The organism is Kosakonia quasisacchari (assembly GCF_004331415.1).
Lineage (GTDB): Bacteria > Pseudomonadota > Gammaproteobacteria > Enterobacterales > Enterobacteriaceae > Kosakonia > Kosakonia quasisacchari.
This window is the reverse complement of sequence record NZ_SJOP01000021.1, coordinates 76,113-91,542: the sequence shown is the minus strand read 5'-3', so window position 1 is coordinate 91,542 and position 15,430 is coordinate 76,113. Positions and strand designations below refer to the sequence as shown.

General features: G+C 49.5%; 18 protein-coding genes. 12 read left to right on the top strand and 6 right to left on the bottom strand.

The window, feature by feature from the left end:
- The 5 genes from E0L21_RS19945 to E0L21_RS19925 form a co-directional block, all read right to left on the bottom strand.
- Positions 1-198: hypothetical protein (locus E0L21_RS19945; protein ID WP_131412551.1), on the bottom strand; the 198-nt coding region annotated here is incomplete at its 3' end.
- A 31-nt stretch (positions 199-229) separates the two neighbouring features.
- The gene (locus E0L21_RS19940; protein ID WP_131412549.1) at positions 230-2,179 is read right to left on the bottom strand and encodes a secretin N-terminal domain-containing protein; all 1,950 of its coding nucleotides are present in this window, start codon (positions 2,177-2,179) and stop codon (positions 230-232) included.
- A 17-nt stretch (positions 2,180-2,196) separates the two neighbouring features.
- Positions 2,197-2,418, bottom strand: coding sequence for a hypothetical protein (locus E0L21_RS19935; RefSeq protein WP_131412547.1), 222 nt, complete (start codon positions 2,416-2,418; stop codon positions 2,197-2,199).
- 17 nt (positions 2,419-2,435) lie between these two features.
- Positions 2,436-2,987, bottom strand: coding sequence for a GNAT family N-acetyltransferase (locus E0L21_RS19930; protein WP_131412545.1), 552 nt, complete (start codon positions 2,985-2,987; stop codon positions 2,436-2,438).
- Positions 2,988-2,990: 3 nt separating this feature from the next.
- Entirely contained in the window at positions 2,991-3,536 is a 546-nt protein-coding gene (locus E0L21_RS19925; protein WP_131412543.1) for an RNA polymerase sigma factor, read from the bottom strand.
- A gap of 354 nt (positions 3,537-3,890) precedes the next feature.
- Between E0L21_RS19925 and sctV the strand changes: the two genes are divergently transcribed.
- The 9 genes from sctV to E0L21_RS19880 all read left to right on the top strand — a co-directional run bounded on the left by sctV (position 3,891) and on the right by E0L21_RS19880 (position 12,584).
- Positions 3,891-5,993, top strand: coding sequence for a type III secretion system export apparatus subunit SctV (sctV, locus tag E0L21_RS19920; protein WP_131412541.1), 2,103 nt, complete (start codon positions 3,891-3,893; stop codon positions 5,991-5,993).
- Between the two features lie 11 nt (positions 5,994-6,004).
- Complete coding sequence (locus tag E0L21_RS19915) at positions 6,005-6,907, top strand: FHA domain-containing protein (protein ID WP_131412539.1); 903 nt, start codon at positions 6,005-6,007, stop codon at positions 6,905-6,907.
- Entirely contained in the window at positions 6,901-8,277 is a 1,377-nt protein-coding gene (locus tag E0L21_RS19910) for a FliI/YscN family ATPase (protein WP_407928685.1), read from the top strand. Before E0L21_RS19915 ends, E0L21_RS19910 begins: the two co-directional genes overlap by 7 nt.
- A complete protein-coding gene (locus E0L21_RS19905; protein WP_131412535.1) occupies positions 8,249-8,719 on the top strand; it encodes a hypothetical protein in 471 nt (156 codons plus the stop codon). Before E0L21_RS19910 ends, E0L21_RS19905 begins: the two co-directional genes overlap by 29 nt.
- 236 nt (positions 8,720-8,955) lie before the next feature.
- Positions 8,956-9,777 (top strand): FliM/FliN family flagellar motor switch protein, encoded by an 822-nt coding sequence (locus tag E0L21_RS19900; protein WP_235855262.1) that lies wholly within the window; start codon positions 8,956-8,958, stop codon positions 9,775-9,777.
- Positions 9,777-10,430 carry a type III secretion system export apparatus subunit SctR gene (gene sctR / locus E0L21_RS19895; protein ID WP_131412531.1) on the top strand — a complete coding sequence of 218 codons (654 nt, stop codon included), beginning with the start codon at positions 9,777-9,779 and terminating at the stop codon, positions 10,428-10,430. Before E0L21_RS19900 ends, sctR begins: the two co-directional genes overlap by 1 nt.
- 13 nt (positions 10,431-10,443) lie before the next feature.
- Positions 10,444-10,710 carry an EscS/YscS/HrcS family type III secretion system export apparatus protein gene (locus E0L21_RS19890; RefSeq protein WP_131412529.1) on the top strand — a complete coding sequence of 89 codons (267 nt, stop codon included), beginning with the start codon at positions 10,444-10,446 and terminating at the stop codon, positions 10,708-10,710.
- Positions 10,707-11,510 carry a type III secretion system export apparatus subunit SctT gene (gene sctT, locus E0L21_RS19885; protein WP_131412527.1) on the top strand — a complete coding sequence of 268 codons (804 nt, stop codon included), beginning with the start codon at positions 10,707-10,709 and terminating at the stop codon, positions 11,508-11,510. The genes E0L21_RS19890 and sctT overlap by 4 nt, the downstream gene beginning before the upstream one ends.
- A 3-nt stretch (positions 11,511-11,513) precedes the next feature.
- Positions 11,514-12,584 (top strand): EscU/YscU/HrcU family type III secretion system export apparatus switch protein, encoded by a 1,071-nt coding sequence (locus E0L21_RS19880; protein ID WP_131412525.1) that lies wholly within the window; start codon positions 11,514-11,516, stop codon positions 12,582-12,584.
- 57 nt (positions 12,585-12,641) lie between these two features.
- Here E0L21_RS19880 and tisB read toward each other — a convergent pair whose 3' ends face one another.
- Positions 12,642-12,731 (bottom strand): type I toxin-antitoxin system toxin TisB, encoded by a 90-nt coding sequence (gene tisB / locus E0L21_RS19875; RefSeq protein ID WP_072037788.1) that lies wholly within the window; start codon positions 12,729-12,731, stop codon positions 12,642-12,644.
- A 511-nt stretch (positions 12,732-13,242) separates the two neighbouring features.
- On the opposite strand from tisB, the gene ivbL reads away from it, so the two are divergent.
- The 3 genes from ivbL to ilvN all read left to right on the top strand — a co-directional run bounded on the left by ivbL (position 13,243) and on the right by ilvN (position 15,423).
- Entirely contained in the window at positions 13,243-13,341 is a 99-nt protein-coding gene (gene ivbL / locus E0L21_RS19870; protein ID WP_110093690.1) for an ilvB operon leader peptide IvbL, read from the top strand.
- Between the two features lie 105 nt (positions 13,342-13,446).
- Positions 13,447-15,135: an acetolactate synthase large subunit gene (gene ilvB, locus E0L21_RS19865; protein WP_131412523.1), complete on the top strand. Its 1,689-nt coding sequence runs from the start codon at positions 13,447-13,449 to the stop codon at positions 15,133-15,135.
- Positions 15,136-15,138: 3 nt separating this feature from the next.
- Complete coding sequence (ilvN, locus tag E0L21_RS19860; protein WP_017458118.1) at positions 15,139-15,423, top strand: acetolactate synthase small subunit; 285 nt, start codon at positions 15,139-15,141, stop codon at positions 15,421-15,423.
- Positions 15,424-15,430: the final 7 nt, after the last annotated feature.

Below are 15,430 nucleotides of genomic sequence, written 5' to 3'. Positions count from 1 at the left end.
CCCTTCACCACGCGGATCGGGAGTAAAGACCAGCGAGCGGGCATCGGGGCGGACAGCGCGGTCGTCATTGTTGTTTTGCGGGCCGGTGTATAGAGAGCCAGTGGGAATATCCCGGCGGTCCCGTTTCTCAATGCCAGGATCTTGTCTGTTTTCCACCGGTGTATTAATAATGGCAGGGGTTAATGGGTTAATTTTCATTGTAGGGCTCCTTCACGATCTTTGAACGAGGTTATTTCTGTGCTTCGGTCTTCCTGGCTATATAAATTTCGATATAAGCACCAGGTGATATAGGCGAGTTGGGGTAAGGGACGATCATGATATTTTCATCGTTATCACAATCGGCATCATGAAATACAACAGATTGCTGCCCCGCGTTTTTTATTAATGATGAAGAAATGGTATATTCTTGCGTTGCCAGCGATTTAACGTTTCCAGCCAGCACGGTCAGTGGCCAGTTAATATCGCAAACATCCTCAATGGTTATATCATCGATAGTGGGTGATGCACCGGGTGAAATACTGCCGCTGGATAGTCTGGTGATATCATCGAAGATCCGCTTATACATTTTTTTGGAAAACGAACCACCATATTCTGCTGCGGTTTTTCTTACCTTGCCTTTTTCTTTATTAGCATCCTTTTGGATGATTTTCGGCGTAATGATAATAAACCGTTGCCGATTTTCACTTTCCCGCAAGTTGACGCCGGTATTCTTTTTCTCATGTACAGATAATCCGCCAATGATTAACGAATCACCCTCATCGACCGTTACCAGCGTGCTGAGATTGCCCGTCTTGTTGTTATTTTCAAGCGACGGCGTTGTCCCTTTGTTATACATATTGACTTTTATCTGCAACGCTTCCTGTTTGTCACTGGCGATAACACGGGGTGTAATTTGCAACACCGCACCGTTGGATGCAGTAGAAAGCGTGTCATCTTTTGTCGCTTGTCGATTTTGATTACTAAAATTAAAGACAGCCGGAAAATTCTCCATCGTTGTCAGTGAAGGGCGAGCGGTTAACGACGCGCCGCCTTGTTCGACAATTTTTTGAATTTCAGCCTGAAATCGTTTCATCTCCTGCGCGTTAAGGACAGATTTGTTGCCGTTAATAACCTCATCGTAAACGCTGCCTCTGCGGCTTAACCGTTTTTCCTGCATGCCGGTATTGAGAACCTGGCGGTTATCCATGTCGATAACCAGCGTGTCGATGGCGACCGATCTCAGTGGCACATCGAGTTTTTCAATGAGCTGCGCATACTCATTCCTTTTGGCGGGGTTGTCCTGAATGAGGATTGCATTGCTGCGTGTACTGACCACGATTTTCGGTTTGTCATCGGTGGACGCGGGCAGTGCGGGCGCCAGTGAAATGCGGTCAGTCAGTGCTGAAAACGACGCGCCTAATCGGTTATTAAACGGGTTTTTGCTCTCACCGGCATCGAGTGCGCCTGGATAATTGTACCGTTGAAGCTGTGGCGAGGATTTTTTTGCATCTAATAACTCCGATAATATTGTGCCAACGCCTGGAATGGTGATCAGTTCATTTTGATATTCAACCCGGATATCGGCCGCCTCTGCGAACCGTAAAGGAAAGAACATGGTTTCGAAAGCGCCCTCTTTGTTTTTATTGGCATCAGGCTGCTCAGCAAACATCTTTATTAAGTTGACATATTCGGTGGGGCCACTTACCAATATTTCGGCGCTCTCCGGCAGTTCTCCCCAGCCAAATCGTTTTTCTAACAGACCTATATCAGTCAATGCTTTTTTAAGGCTATCAATCGACTCACCAGAGACTTTAATTTTTAGCGATTGCTGATCCGTTTTACTGCTGACGTATAATTTATCCTCGAAAATAAACCACTGTAAGTTATATTCAAGCGCCAGACGTTCAATAAATTGCTGAGCGGTATTGGCGCGTAGTTTATTCTTTACCTCTGCCGAAATCTTTGGATCTATAACCAAACGTAGTGAAAAGGCATGAGCAAAATCCTCCAATACTTTATTTAACGGTGCAGGGGTGTTTTGGTAAGAGAATTCACCACTATTTAATACGGCGGGCACAGCCGCAACGGCATGTTGATTTATAAAAACTGTTAATAATATCAGGGTTAGCGTTGCGCATCGTTTATATAACCTGGTGCAATGCGAAATAGGTGAATAAAAAACACGCCAGTATAATTTCATCCATGTCACCTGTTGGCTTATCGACCATCGTTAATAATTGAGCGAGCCAGGTTGTGATTGAGCGTCACTTCCTGGTTCGCAGCCCAGGTGGCTGAAGAATATTGTTTCATATGCTGATGGAACGTGAGCCAGTCGCCCATTGACATGCCGTTCATGTTTTTTGCTGAGGTCTGAAAATCACTGCTGGCTTGTTTGAATTTACTATCTAACTGGCTACGCACCGAGTCCATTTTTAGCATATCCATTATTCCCTTTTTTATTTATAAAGACGCAGGTCTGGCCGGAAACCAAACAGCATGACACTGGCGCGTTGTTCACCGAAACGGGCAATTCTGGGTAAGAAAGCCCATTGTTCACCGCCGAGATATTTAGCAATTCTTTGGCTGGCAAGGTTAGAAGCCATAATCCACGCGACCATAGTTTCAAACCCATATTCACGGCCAAGCAGCAGCGCCGCCAGCCCAAGATGAACGCCAATGCCGCTGCCACAGCGATCCGCGCGAACATACAAGGCAATTTCCCCGGTTTGCCGACAAGCTAATGTTCCCCAGCTAAAGCGGTTGATTGACAGCCATGCGACGATTTCCCCATCGCGCTCCAGTACATACACCGGCAATTTGTCTTGTTGATAAAGTTCGATATAAAAACCCAGCTCTTTTACGGTGATCAGTCTTGTTACGGGAGAATTAGCGCCGGTATTCGCTGTCTCATTAAAAATCATGGTCATGGCTTCAATATCGCTTTTTTGCGCAACTCTTAGCCCGCGAGGCAAGCGCTTTAAGATCCGCTCATCTAATTTTATTTCCATTAATTACCCTTCTTCCTGATTATTCTTGAGTATTTTACGGACTCTGGAGAGCCTGGAACGTATTGTTCCAATGGGAATGCCTAATTGCTCGGCAGCGTCGTGATAACTGGTATCTGAATCCATAATATGGTAGATGACGCTTTGCATTTTGAGCGGCAACTTATCGACCATGGCAATGGTTTCAGAAAGTTGTATTTTATGTTCGTTGATATAATCAGGGTTGAATATCTGATCGGAAATTAAAAAATTGACATCATCCAGTGCCACCGTCTCAGGTTTACTAAATGTCTTTTTAAAATGATTACGTACCAGATTAGATGCAATACCAAATAACCAGGTTTCTTTACTGGACGCGCCAATAAACTTATGTTGATTGCGAAATGCTTCAAGGTAAGTCATTTGTACAAGGTCATCTACATCACTCTGATTGTAAACCCGACGACTGATGAATTTCCTGAGTCTGGTCGTGGTGTTTGTGACTAACTCATCTATATCGAATGAACTTTTATACATCGATTCATTATTAACGCTGATGGGTAACTTCCCCATAAAAATTCCCTTTATATTATCCATTTATTGCTTGTTCACTTATGAGTGGCAATTAAATGCAAATCTGCCTGGTTGGCTTGAAGATTATTTTAAATATGCATAAATAGAGTCAGGGTTTTTTATTCTATGTGCGTCGTAGGGAAGGTAATCATTTTCCCCATAATGCTTGATGTTTTTTTTAAACATTTTCTTTTGTACAGATTTACGTGTTATGCACACTAATGAAGATGCGTTGCCTTTTGCGTTGATTTGAAAAGTGTCGATTGCCGGAGTGTTATCTCATTCTGGGGGATTATCGATGCTTAATAAAAGTGACTTATTCGCTCAATATCAATATATGTGGTGTTCATGAGAATGTTTTTCACGAAGCTGGCTGTGAGAATGGTTAACCAGACTGAGCTCATTGGTGCGGTTATCGTCATGACGATTGTCTTTATGATGGTTTTACCACTGCCGGTTTTTATTATTGATACGGCGTTGTCACTGAATATCTGTATTGCCACGTTGCTGGCCATCCAGGCATTATTTATGCCACATCCGCTGGCTTTTTCTACGTTTCCGGCAGTTTTACTGCTGACAACCATGTTCCGCCTTGCATTATCTGTTGCCACGACCCGCATGATTTTATTGCAGCATGATGCAGGTCATGTCGTTGAAACGTTTGGCAATTTTGTCGCCGGTGGCAACCTGGCTGTCGGGTTGGTTATCTTTTTGATTCTGACGCTTGTTAACTTCCTGGTCATTACTAAAGGGGCTGAGCGCGTTGCGGAGGTTTCTGCGCGTTTTAATCTGGATGCGATGCCCGGTAAGCAGATGGCCATTGATAGCGATTTACGCTCGGGCCTGATTGATACTGCAGATGCCAGGGTTCGACGCGAACAGTTGACGAAAGAGAGCCAGCTTTTTGGCACCATGGATGGTGCGATGAAATTCGTCAAAGGTGACGCTATTTCCGGGATTATCATCGTTTTTATTAACTTAATCGGCGGTTTTTCCGTTGGCATTTTGCAACACGGAATGTCCGCCGCCGACGCCATGCATATCTACTCGATTTTAAGCATTGGTGATGGCCTGGTGGCGCAGATCCCGGCGCTGCTGATCTCGCTGGCTGCGGGCATTATTATTACGCGCGTCAATTCCGATAATGCGGCCTCCGGCGTAAATATTGGCGGTGAGATAATCTGGCAGTTAACGCGCCATCCAAAAGCCTGGATCTATTGCGGCATTATTATGGCGCTGTTTGCGGTGGTGCCAGGCATGCCAGCAATGCTTTTCACCACCCTGAGTTTGCTCTGCCTGACGTTAGCCTTCCTGCTTACCCGGCAACAAAAGAGCATGATGGAAATGGCCGGGCAGCCTAATCCCTCTTTTGTCGGCGCTGAGCCAGATAATGCGACAGAACTGATGGGTTATGAAAATGTTCGCCGCTTTTTTCCGCTGCGCCCCTACCTGATGCAATTTCACCCACAGCATCAGCAACAGCCGGAGTTTGAACAACTGCTGCAGCGCATGTATGCGTTACGCAACGACGCTGTTTTTGAATATGGCCTCACACTGCCCTCTTTCGAGCTTGAAGGTAATGAGCAGCTTGCGCTCGATGAATTTCGTTTTTGCGTGTATGAAGTGCCGGTTATTCGCGCAACGTATGATGCCAACAAGCGCGCCGTCAAAGCCGCGCTGGTTGCTGAAGATGACGGTACGCCAGGGCTTGAAGAGCGTGAAGAGCAAACCTTGCGATGGTTTGATGTTGACGATCACCGCTTATCTCAGTACGAGAATGAACAGCGCACTTCTGGCGATCTGATCCTCGCCAGGATACAGCGGGCCATCTTGTCAACGGGGTGGAAATTTGTCGGCTTACAAGAGAGCAAAGCGTTGGTTGACTGGCTGCGAAGTGAGCAGCCTGAGTTGGCCGATGAACTCGAAAGATGTTTGCCTATCGCGTGGTTTTCGGCGGTATTGCAGCGGCTGGCCGCTGAACATGTCACCCTGCGACCGCTGCGCCTGATTGCCGAGACATTGATTAAAAATAGCCGCCATGAATCCAACCTGATGGTGTTAACCGAGCAGGTTCGCCACGCGCTGAGAGAGCAGATTTGTTACCAGTACAGCCAAAATGAAACGCTGAATAGCTGGTTACTGGCGCCCGCCACGGAAGCGGTGTTCCGCCAGGCATTAAACGCGGCGGGTGCGCAGCCGATGACGCTCTCTTCGGTTATGCATGAAGCGTTACTTTCCCGTTTAGCGCAGTGCTTTCCTGCCGATGAAGACATCCCTTGCGTGCTGCTTGTCGAGCCTGAGTTGCGTGGCCCGCTTTCCGGTCTGCTACGGGAGTCGTTCACGCCTGTTCCGGTGCTTGCCTTTTCGGAGCTTATTCCATCGATAAAAGTCCAGATTCAGGGGCGAATTGATCTTGATGCAGAAACCCACGAACCCGCAGAACATGCAGCAGATTGAGGGAAAGTATCGTGCTCTATGAACTGAGAGTGCTTAGCGGCCTGAATAGCGGTGCACTGTTACCTTTAACCGGTACACAGTGGTTAATTGGATCATCGCCCGATGCGGACATGGTTTTATACGACGCGGCGATTGCGCAAAACCATTGCCAGCTGCGTACAACGGATAACGGCTGGCAAGTGGAAGCCCTGCAAGGTGCGGTGCTGACGAATGAGGGGCGTCGGGTCGAACAAATCGATAGCCTCGAACCCGGTACGCCATTCTCGCTGGCGGGGATTTGGTTATGTGTGGCGCAGTCAGACACGCCTTGGGAAACGGAAAGTCCCCCATCTGCGCAAGCAGACAGCCAACAGAGTTCGTATGCGCCGGTCGCTGAAAGACCGCGCCGTCGAGTAAATAAAGTGGTGGCTGCGGTTTGTTTTTTCCTCGCGATAGGCGCCTTCGGAGTAGGCAGTTTTTCCGGTAAGGACGAGCGGCCGGAGGATATTTCAATGCCGGTGTCGAAGCCGCAGAAAACGTTTCTTGAATCCGCCGCGCAAACCCGCGAAATGTTGGCGTCACTGCTTCAGCAGGCCGGTTTAGGGCAACGCGTCGATCTGGAGATAACCGGCAATGACGACATCATTTTGCATCTTGTCGGCGATGATAAGTTACAGATTGAAACGCAGGCGCTACTGCAACATTTTGCGCAGCGTTACCAAAGTGCTGCGCAAATCTCCGTGGATATAGTTCAGCCGCCGCCACCGCTGCCTTTTCGCATTGCTCTTGTTGTAAAGGGTGAATCCCCGTATATCGTGACCGACAACGGGCTGCGGGTGTTTATCAATGACGAGATTAATGGCATCAAACTTCTCGGCATTAACGAAGAAAAGCTGATCTTTCAGGGCAAAACACGCTTTGAGGTGCCCTGGTGAGCGACGGCTGGCAAGAGGAACTAGCTCGCTGGCAGCAGGCTGCGCAACGCCAACTTGAGCAGACAGAGCCGGTAAATGTTATCGGCTCGGTGACAGGAATTAGCGGCATCGTTTTACAGTGTCATCTTCCGGGCGCGCGGTTAGGCGACTTATGTCTTTTGCCGCGTCCTTCAGGCGACACAATTATGGCTGAAGTGATTGGTTTTGATTCGCAAGAGGTTTCTCTTGCCGCACTCGATACGCTGGAGGGAATTAAGCCTGGTTCAGAGGTCTACCCATTAGGCTTGCCTCACAGTATTCATGTCTCGCCAGCGCTGAAAGGGTGCGTATTCGATGGGTTTGGTCGCGCCCTTGATGGGCAAGGCCGGGCTGCTTTCGTCGACACCTTAACTGCACAAGCCGTTCCGGTCATGCATAACGCCACGCTTGCCACCGATCGCCTGTGTATTGATACGCCGCTTTACACCGGGCTAAGCAGTATCGATGGCTTGTTGACGTTGGGCGCAGGCCAACGGGCGGGGATTTTTGCCGGTGCGGGATGCGGTAAAACAACGCTGCTGGCGGAGCTGGCGCGAAACATCCCTTGTGACACCATTGTCTTTTGCCTGACGGGTGAACGTGGGCGCGAGCTGCGTGAGTTTATGGACCGGGAGCTTGATGAAGCGCTACGTCAACGCACCGTGCTGGTGTGCGCCACTTCGGATCGCAGCAGCATGGAGCGTGTGCGTGCTGCGTTTACTGCCACCGCCATCGCCGAAGGGTTTCGCCAGCGCGGGGAATCCACATTGCTAATTGTTGATTCGCTGACACGTCTTGCCCGCGCACAGCGCGAAATCGGTCTTGCCAACGGTGAACCGCCGGGGCGCAATGGCTTTCCTCCTTCGGTTTACAATTTGCTCTCGAGGCTGGTTGAACGCAGTGGACGTACCCGGCAAGGCACCATTACCGCGCTTTATTCGGTACTGGTTGAACAAGATTCCATGCAAGATCCGATTGCCGATGAAGTGCGTTCTTTAGTGGATGGGCATATTCTCCTTTCGCGCAAACTGGCCGATCAGGGGCATTATCCCGCCATTGATGTTGCCGCCAGTCTGAGTCGGGTCATGAATACTATTACGGGAACTGAACAGCAAGCTATTGCCACACATATAAGGCAATTAATGACGGCCTATGCCGATATTGAAATGTTAATTCGCCTGGGAGAATACCAGACTGGCAGCGATCCTTTTACCGATTACGCTGTCGGGATTAAACCCGCACTGGATAATATTCTCAAACAATCATTACGCGCGCCGCGAGCGCCTGAAATAACCTTAAATCAATTACGTGAGGTAGTGGCGAATGCTCCGGAACCACAAGGTGTTTTATAACGAAGAGGATGAAAACGTCTCAGGTGAATCGTTAAAATTTAATACGCTGCTGCGCCAGCTATTATCGCTTTATCATTACCGGATGGTAAAAACGGAGTTGGCGTGGTTAAAACAAAAGCGCGTAATGGTAAAAATGGCACAACAACTTGACGCGCTTAATCACCATTCCCAACACATCGCCCAATTAAATCGCGATTACTTTTCCGTGATGAGCGGTCGTCATACACAGCGCGCTTTATCGTTAATGGATATGCGAAAGTGGCTTGAAAAAGAAGAAGCAATGGTGCGGCAGTTGCAAGACGTCATGTTGCTGATTAAACAGCAAGAAAGTGATTACACGCGCCAATGCGATGAGGTCGCGGAGCATTTCCAGCAGGTTATCGAGAAAAGAAAACGGCAAGAGAAGTTTCGTTTTATCCTTGAACATCTGCATGCCATTTAGTGTTGGGCAAAGAGTCATTATTGATGAATAAAGCTGCGCTGTTATTTCCTCCTGTCAGTAAAGATGAGGTCATCGCCCGGCAATATCTGGATCGACAACCGATATTGAATTTTCAACTTAATGGCCAGAAAAGGCAGTTACGACTCTTTCCATTGCAGGCGGAAGAAAGATTGCCGAATAAACCGATATGTTTTTCCAGTCAATACGGGAAATTACGCTTTTATAATGCGGAGCCTTTGCTGAGCCAGTTATCGCTTTGTCCATTATTGGCCGAAAATAATAATACCTCGGCACAGTGGTATTGGGATGTGTATAACGCCGCGCTCAGTCAGGAAATTAAACATATATTGGGTTACTTACAGCCTGCTCAGGAAAGCCATGAGCCGGAAATCTATTGTTGGATTGAAATAAAAAACAGCGAGCAACACGAAAAAGGGTTAATGGCGCTGTCGCCGTTAACATTAATTCGCCTGTTTCAGCATTCGGCGTGGCACTTTTCTTCGGTGTCGCAAAATAAGCGGTTTTTACTCTCTTTCCCGTTGATCCTGGCCTCAACGGAGCTTACCGCCGCTGCATTACGGCATTTACGCGTTGGCGATATCGTGCTGCCAGAAAAACGGCTTTTTAACCCGGCAGGTTCAGGGCAACTGCAGATCGGCACACAGTGCTTCTCTTTACAGCAATGCGCCCCGCTGGCGCACAGCTTTACGATTGTTTCTCATAAGGAGATAGAAATGGAATTCACCCCTGTTGATACCGCATTCCCGCACCCGGACGCGACGATTCCCCCGGTGTCTTTGTCGCGCGAAATACCGGCAGAGCCGCATGAAATGCCGGATCTTTCATCTGTTCCCCTGCGGATAACGCTGCGTGCGGGAACGCTAACGTTGACGCTCGAAGCGCTTCAGTCGTTGCGAGCGGGTTCGATAGTGACATTCACGGATTTTACCCCCGGTCAGGCGGCTATTTATTATGGCGAGCGCCCGCTGGCGCAGGGAACATTGGTGGATGTTGAAGGCGTGCTGGGGCTGCAAATTACCCGGATGGAGCACTTCTGATGGATATTCAGCAGATCAATCCCGCGGCGCTGGCGCTGTTTATCGCGGCGCTGACGTTGTTGCCCTTGCTGATGATTATTTCCACCTCGTTTCTTAAAATTTCCGTCGTCTTGCTGATTGTACGCAATGCGTTGGGCATACAGCAGGTGCCTGGCAACATGGTGATATACAGCATCTCGCTTGCCGCGACGCTGTTTATTATGGGGCCGGTGTTTAATGATATGACCCAGCGCGTGCGACAAATCTCACCGGATAAAATAGATGTAGCCGCGATTTATACTCACTACCCAACGGTAATTGCGCCGCTGCAAAATTTTTTACAGCGCAATATTGATGCAGAAACACATATTCGTTTAACCGAGGCGGCAAAAAAACTTTGGAAAGATCAGGCCAATAATCCCATAACACGCGATAACCCGGCGTTGATTTTAAGCGCATTTGTACTTTCAGAATTACAGTCCGGGTTTAAAATTGGCTTTTTAATTTATATTCCCTTTTTAGTGATAGACCTCGTTGTATCGACAGTGCTGATGGCGTTGGGAATGCAAATGGTAGCGCCGATGTTTATCGCTATTCCGCTCAAATTACTACTTTTTGTTTTAATTGAAGGGTGGAGTCGTTTACTCGAAGGGTTATTTTACAGCTACATTTAGCAGTGAGAAAAATATGTATATTGTCGAGGTGCTCAAGCAGGGATTACTGCTGGCGATGTTGATATCTGTCCCTCCTGTGGTGACCGCTGTGATGGCGGGCATTATCATTGCGCTGCTGCAATCGGTCATGCAATTACAAGATGCAACATTACCTTTTGCGTTGAAAATGGTTGCCGTTGGCGTCATTCTGGCTTTTTCTGGCCACTGGATGCTGCAAAAAACAGTGCAATTAAGTATTAACTGTTTTGACTTAATTAGCCAAATAAGAGCCTGGCAATGACGTTTGTTTCTTTCGATTGGTTAGGTGAGGCATTAATGGCACTGGTGAGTGCCTGCGCGCGTATTTATCCCTGCATGGCTATTATTATTGCTTTTTCTTTCAAGGAAATTAGAGGCGCGGTGCTTTACAGTATCGCAATGGTGTTTACTTTTATTCCCGCTGCCACCTTTTATGCGCAACCCGATTTTGGCAATATAAAAGGCATCATGTTTATTATCATGATGATAAAGGAATCGTTGCTGGGTATTTTTTTAGGTTTTTTATTGGTTGTACCCTTCTGGTTATTCGAAAGCGTCGGTGTTCTGTTTGATAATCAGAGCGGCGGACAAATGGGTGAACAAATCAACCCGGCGATAACCAACAGTGGCTCATTTTTTGGCTATGTGTTTAAAAGTATTTTTCTTTTAACTTTTATTCATTTTCACGGCTTTGCTTATCTTATTGATATTCTCTGGCGCAGCTACACCTTCTGGCCGATCGATAAGCTTTTCTTCACTGACACAGCGGTAACCTTTAAACAGTGGTTGTCTTTTCTCGCAGACATATTCTCTTTTATTGTTATTTACAGCGCGCCTTTTGCTGTACTGATGCTGATGATCGAATTTAGCGTGGCGATATTGAGCCTTTACAGCCCGAAAATGCAGGTCACCACCGTGACCATCCCGTTAAAAATTATTATCGGCTTGTCTTTTCTGGTGATTTATATTCCGACGTTACTGCATCTCGCTGAGCGGCAATTATTGCAGCCTGCGCGCGTTATCCCGATGATTTCTTCCACGATCAATCTGACGGCGAATTAAGCGATGGCGGAAAAAAACGAACAACCCACGCCGAAAAAAATCCGTGATGAGCGTAAGAAAGGGAATGTATTTAAAAATGAAGGGGGGCCGCTGCTGTTGCTGATCACGCTGGCGATGGAATTCATTTTTATTATGATGGAGCGCGGAATAGACCGCCTGCAGCAGCTCTTTACTGTGGCGCTGAGTTTCATGACGCTGCCGTTTATTACGGCGGCAAAACGGTTAACGCAGTTGCTGGTAGTGGAATTGAGTATTTTCCTGGCGCCTGTTCTGGGTGTGGCGATAGCGGCAAGGTTATTAGGAAACTGGCTGCAATTTGGCTTCCTTATTGCGCCCGAATCGGCGATGCCGAAATTTGAACGCCTAAACCCGTTACAAAAAATTCAGCAAATGTTCTCCACCAGAGAGCTTTCAGAATTGGTTAGCAGCCTGCTGAAATTCTTAACTATCGTCTATGCCAGCTACAGTGCGGTTTATCCGCATATCAACGAGATACTCTTCCTGGCGGCAAGCCCGCTGATGCGCTTACCGCAGGTACTGCGTAACCTTGTTAGCGACATATTTCACCACATGTTGATATTGCTCGCTGTCTGGACGGCGCTCGATTTTGGCCTGCAAAAATATCTGTTTATCAAGACGCAAAGGATGAGCATTGAAGAGGTACGCCGGGAAAACAAAGATACCGAAGGCGATCCGCATATTAAATCGTACCGCAGAAGCCTGATGATGAGCCCGCCGCCGATGCCAGTCGACGTGCCGCAGCCCGGGGAGATGCTAAAGCTGGCGGATGTGGTACTGAATGATGCCGCATCACGCGCGGTTCTCCTGCGTTACGAGCAGCAGAACGTTGCGTTACCGCATATTCTTTTTAAGCAGCAGGGCAAAGACGCGGTGTCCGGGCTTCTTGATAGCGCCCGCGCGTTGAACATCCCGGTTATCGACGCGCCGCAACTGGTTCATTTGCTGATGCAGTATGAGAGTGGGCACGCCATTCCACGCCAGGCGATCGCGCATACGGCGTATATCTACAACCAACTACAGCAAATGAAAAAACGCGAGCCAGAGACAGCCTGAGAGGCGTGTAAAAGGGGGGCGGTTTCCCGCCCCCCTTTGGTGCGACTTGAACCTGAATTACCGCAAAAACTTCAGGACAGCTTCAAGCAGTTGCAACAAGGCAACAATGAGTTTCAGGATCAGAATAACCATCTCCATTCCGCCCATACGCTTCTCCTCTGGTCAAGGAGCACCGGCTGACGTACCTTTCCGCTACCTGTTGCCAGCCTTGTTGTTGGCGTAACGCAGTGTGCTCTTGAGGGGTTAAGGCACTGACGGCACCACCCGTTTCAGCCAGGAATTCTTGCGCCGTTGAACGCGGCCCCTCACGCTGGTTCGCAAGGTCATTATATATTAACACTGTTTATATATACAGTATTTATTGGCGGAATTTTCGACATTGAACCATACTCAATGCGGGAAAAATCGCCTGAAAATTGCGCATCCGCAGGATTCGTCGTATAGTTGCGCGGTTGACGTAACGCAGTGTGTTTTGCGGCCACCAATCGCGAAAATGCTGACAAAAAACCTCGCTCCGGCGGGGTTTTTTGTTTTCAGGCGCCAGGCAAATAAACGTGATCGGCTGCGCAGTTTCCTGCGGGTGCGTAAAAAGCAGTTGTCGGCGAATGATTCCTGTGTTTGTATAAATCTCGTTAATAACACAACAGACAGGCCCCTAATGAACGCTTCCACCAATCCGATGAACCTACTAAAAACCGCGCATAACGCCGCGGTGGTCGTCGTGCGTGTGGTGGTGGTCGTCGGCAATGCGCCGTAGGGTCCGGAACAACACACGATTCCAAAACCCCGCCGGCGCAAACCGGGCGGGGTTTTTCGTTTTAACCCCTCCTGGAAAGCCGGCTCAGAAGAAAAGGACTGGAGCATGGCAAGTTCGGGCAGCACATCGCAATCCACGCGCTACACAGGCGCGCAGCTGATTGTTCATTTACTGGAGCGTCAGGGCATCACCACCGTTACCGGTATTCCCGGCGGTACCGTTTTGCCGTTATACGACGCACTAAGCCAAAGTAAACAAATTCGCCATGTGTTGGCGCGCCACGAGCAGGGCGCAGGCTTCATCGCGCAGGGCATGGCACGCACGCAGGGCAAACCGGCGGTTTGTCTGGCGTGTAGCGGGCCGGGAGCGACCAACCTGGTGACCGCCATTGCCGACGCACGTCTCGATTCAATCCCGCTGATTTGCATTACCGGCCAGGTTCCGGCCTCGATGATTGGCACCGATGCATTCCAGGAAGTGGACACTTACGGCATCTCTATCCCCATCACGAAACATAACTATTTGGTTCGCGACATCAGCGAACTGCCGCAGGTGATTTGCGATGCGTTTCGCATTGCGCAGTCTGGTCGCCCTGGCCCGGTGTGGATAGATATTCCTAAAGATGTGCAGACGGCGGAAATTACCCTCAGCGAGCTGCCGGAACCCGGTTATAAAGCGCCCGCTCCGGCGTGGAATGCTCAGGATGTTCACGCTGCAGCAGAGATGATCAACGCCGCCGAGCGCCCGGTGCTGTATCTGGGCGGCGGGGTGATTAATGCGCCGCAGCAGATCCGCCACCTGGCGGAAAAAGCCAATATGCCCACCACCATGACGCTGATGGCGCTCGGCATGTTACCGAAACAGCACCCGCTGTCGCTCGGGATGCTGGGAATGCACGGCGCGCGCAGCACCAACTACATTTTGCAGGAAGCGGATCTGTTGGTGGTGCTTGGTGCACGTTTTGATGATCGGGCGATTGGCAAAACGGAACAGTTCTGCCCGAATGCCAAAATCATTCATGTGGATATCGACCGCGCGGAGCTGGGCAAAGTGAAGCAGGCGCATGTGGCAATCCAGGGCGACGTTGGCGACGTGCTCGATGCGCTGATCCCGCAAGTCGAAGCCCATTCCCGCCACGCCTGGCGCAACACCGTGGCGCAGCTGCAAAAAGAGTTTCCCGGCGCGATCCCGCAAGCGGGCGACCCGCTCACCCATTACGGTTTGATCAATGCGGTCGCCGCCTGCGTGGATGACAATGCGATCATCACCACTGATGTCGGACAGCACCAGATGTGGACGGCGCAAGCTTACCCGCTGAACCGCCCTCGCCAGTGGCTGACTTCGGGTGGGTTGGGCACCATGGGTTTTGGCCTGCCAGCAGCGATTGGCGCGGCGCTGGCGAACCCGGAGCGTAAAGTTATCTGCTTTTCCGGTGATGGCAGCCTGATGATGAACATCCAGGAGATGGCCACTGCTGCGGAAAATAACCTGGATGTGAAAATCATCCTGATGAATAACGAAGCGCTGGGGCTGGTGCATCAGCAACAGAGCCTGTTCTATAAGTCCGGCGTCTTTGCCGCAACCTATCTAGGCATGATCAATTTTATGCAGATTGCCGCCGGTTTTGGTCTGCACGCCTGTGATTTAAACGCGGAGGCCAATCCGCAGGCCGCGTTGCAGGAAGTAATCTCCCGTCCTGGGCCTGCGCTGGTGCATGTGCGTATCGACCCGCAAGAAAAAGTTTACCCGATGGTGCCGCCGGGCGCGGCGAATACAGAAATGGTGGGGGAATAAGCCATGCAAACAACTGATAACGTCATTCTCGAACTCACCGTGCGCAACCATCCGGGCGTGATGACGCATGTTTGTGGGCTATTTGCCCGCCGCGCGTTCAACGTAGAAGGCATTCTTTGTCTACCGCTACAAAGCGGCGAGCAGAGCCGTATCTGGCTCCAGGTGGCGAATGACCAGCGGCTGGAACAGATGATAAGCCAGATCGATAAGCTGGAAGATGTGGTGCAGATTATCCGCCACCAGACCGATCCCGGCGTGTTCAACAAACTCGGTCTGTTCTTTGAGTAATCGTCGC

What these genes read in the sequence shown, in the direction of transcription:
- E0L21_RS19940 (WP_131412549.1), bottom strand. Translation starts at nt 2,179, where the DNA reads ATGAAATTATACTGGCGTGTTTTTTATTCACCTATTTCGCATTGCACC.
- E0L21_RS19935 (WP_131412547.1), bottom strand. Translation starts at nt 2,418, where the DNA reads ATGCTAAAAATGGACTCGGTGCGTAGCCAGTTAGATAGTAAATTCAAA.
- E0L21_RS19930 (WP_131412545.1), bottom strand. Translation starts at nt 2,987, where the DNA reads ATGGAAATAAAATTAGATGAGCGGATCTTAAAGCGCTTGCCTCGCGGG.
- E0L21_RS19925 (WP_131412543.1), bottom strand. Translation starts at nt 3,536, where the DNA reads ATGGGGAAGTTACCCATCAGCGTTAATAATGAATCGATGTATAAAAGT.
- sctV (WP_131412541.1), top strand. Translation starts at nt 3,891, where the DNA reads ATGTTTTTCACGAAGCTGGCTGTGAGAATGGTTAACCAGACTGAGCTC.
- E0L21_RS19905 (WP_131412535.1), top strand. Translation starts at nt 8,249, where the DNA reads ATGCTCCGGAACCACAAGGTGTTTTATAACGAAGAGGATGAAAACGTC.
- sctR (WP_131412531.1), top strand. Translation starts at nt 9,777, where the DNA reads ATGGATATTCAGCAGATCAATCCCGCGGCGCTGGCGCTGTTTATCGCG.
- E0L21_RS19890 (WP_131412529.1), top strand. Translation starts at nt 10,444, where the DNA reads ATGTATATTGTCGAGGTGCTCAAGCAGGGATTACTGCTGGCGATGTTG.
- sctT (WP_131412527.1), top strand. Translation starts at nt 10,707, where the DNA reads ATGACGTTTGTTTCTTTCGATTGGTTAGGTGAGGCATTAATGGCACTG.
- E0L21_RS19880 (WP_131412525.1), top strand. Translation starts at nt 11,514, where the DNA reads ATGGCGGAAAAAAACGAACAACCCACGCCGAAAAAAATCCGTGATGAG.
- tisB (WP_072037788.1), bottom strand. Translation starts at nt 12,731, where the DNA reads ATGGGCGGAATGGAGATGGTTATTCTGATCCTGAAACTCATTGTTGCC.
- ivbL (WP_110093690.1), top strand. Translation starts at nt 13,243, where the DNA reads ATGAACGCTTCCACCAATCCGATGAACCTACTAAAAACCGCGCATAAC.
- ilvB (WP_131412523.1), top strand. Translation starts at nt 13,447, where the DNA reads ATGGCAAGTTCGGGCAGCACATCGCAATCCACGCGCTACACAGGCGCG.
- ilvN (WP_017458118.1), top strand. Translation starts at nt 15,139, where the DNA reads ATGCAAACAACTGATAACGTCATTCTCGAACTCACCGTGCGCAACCAT.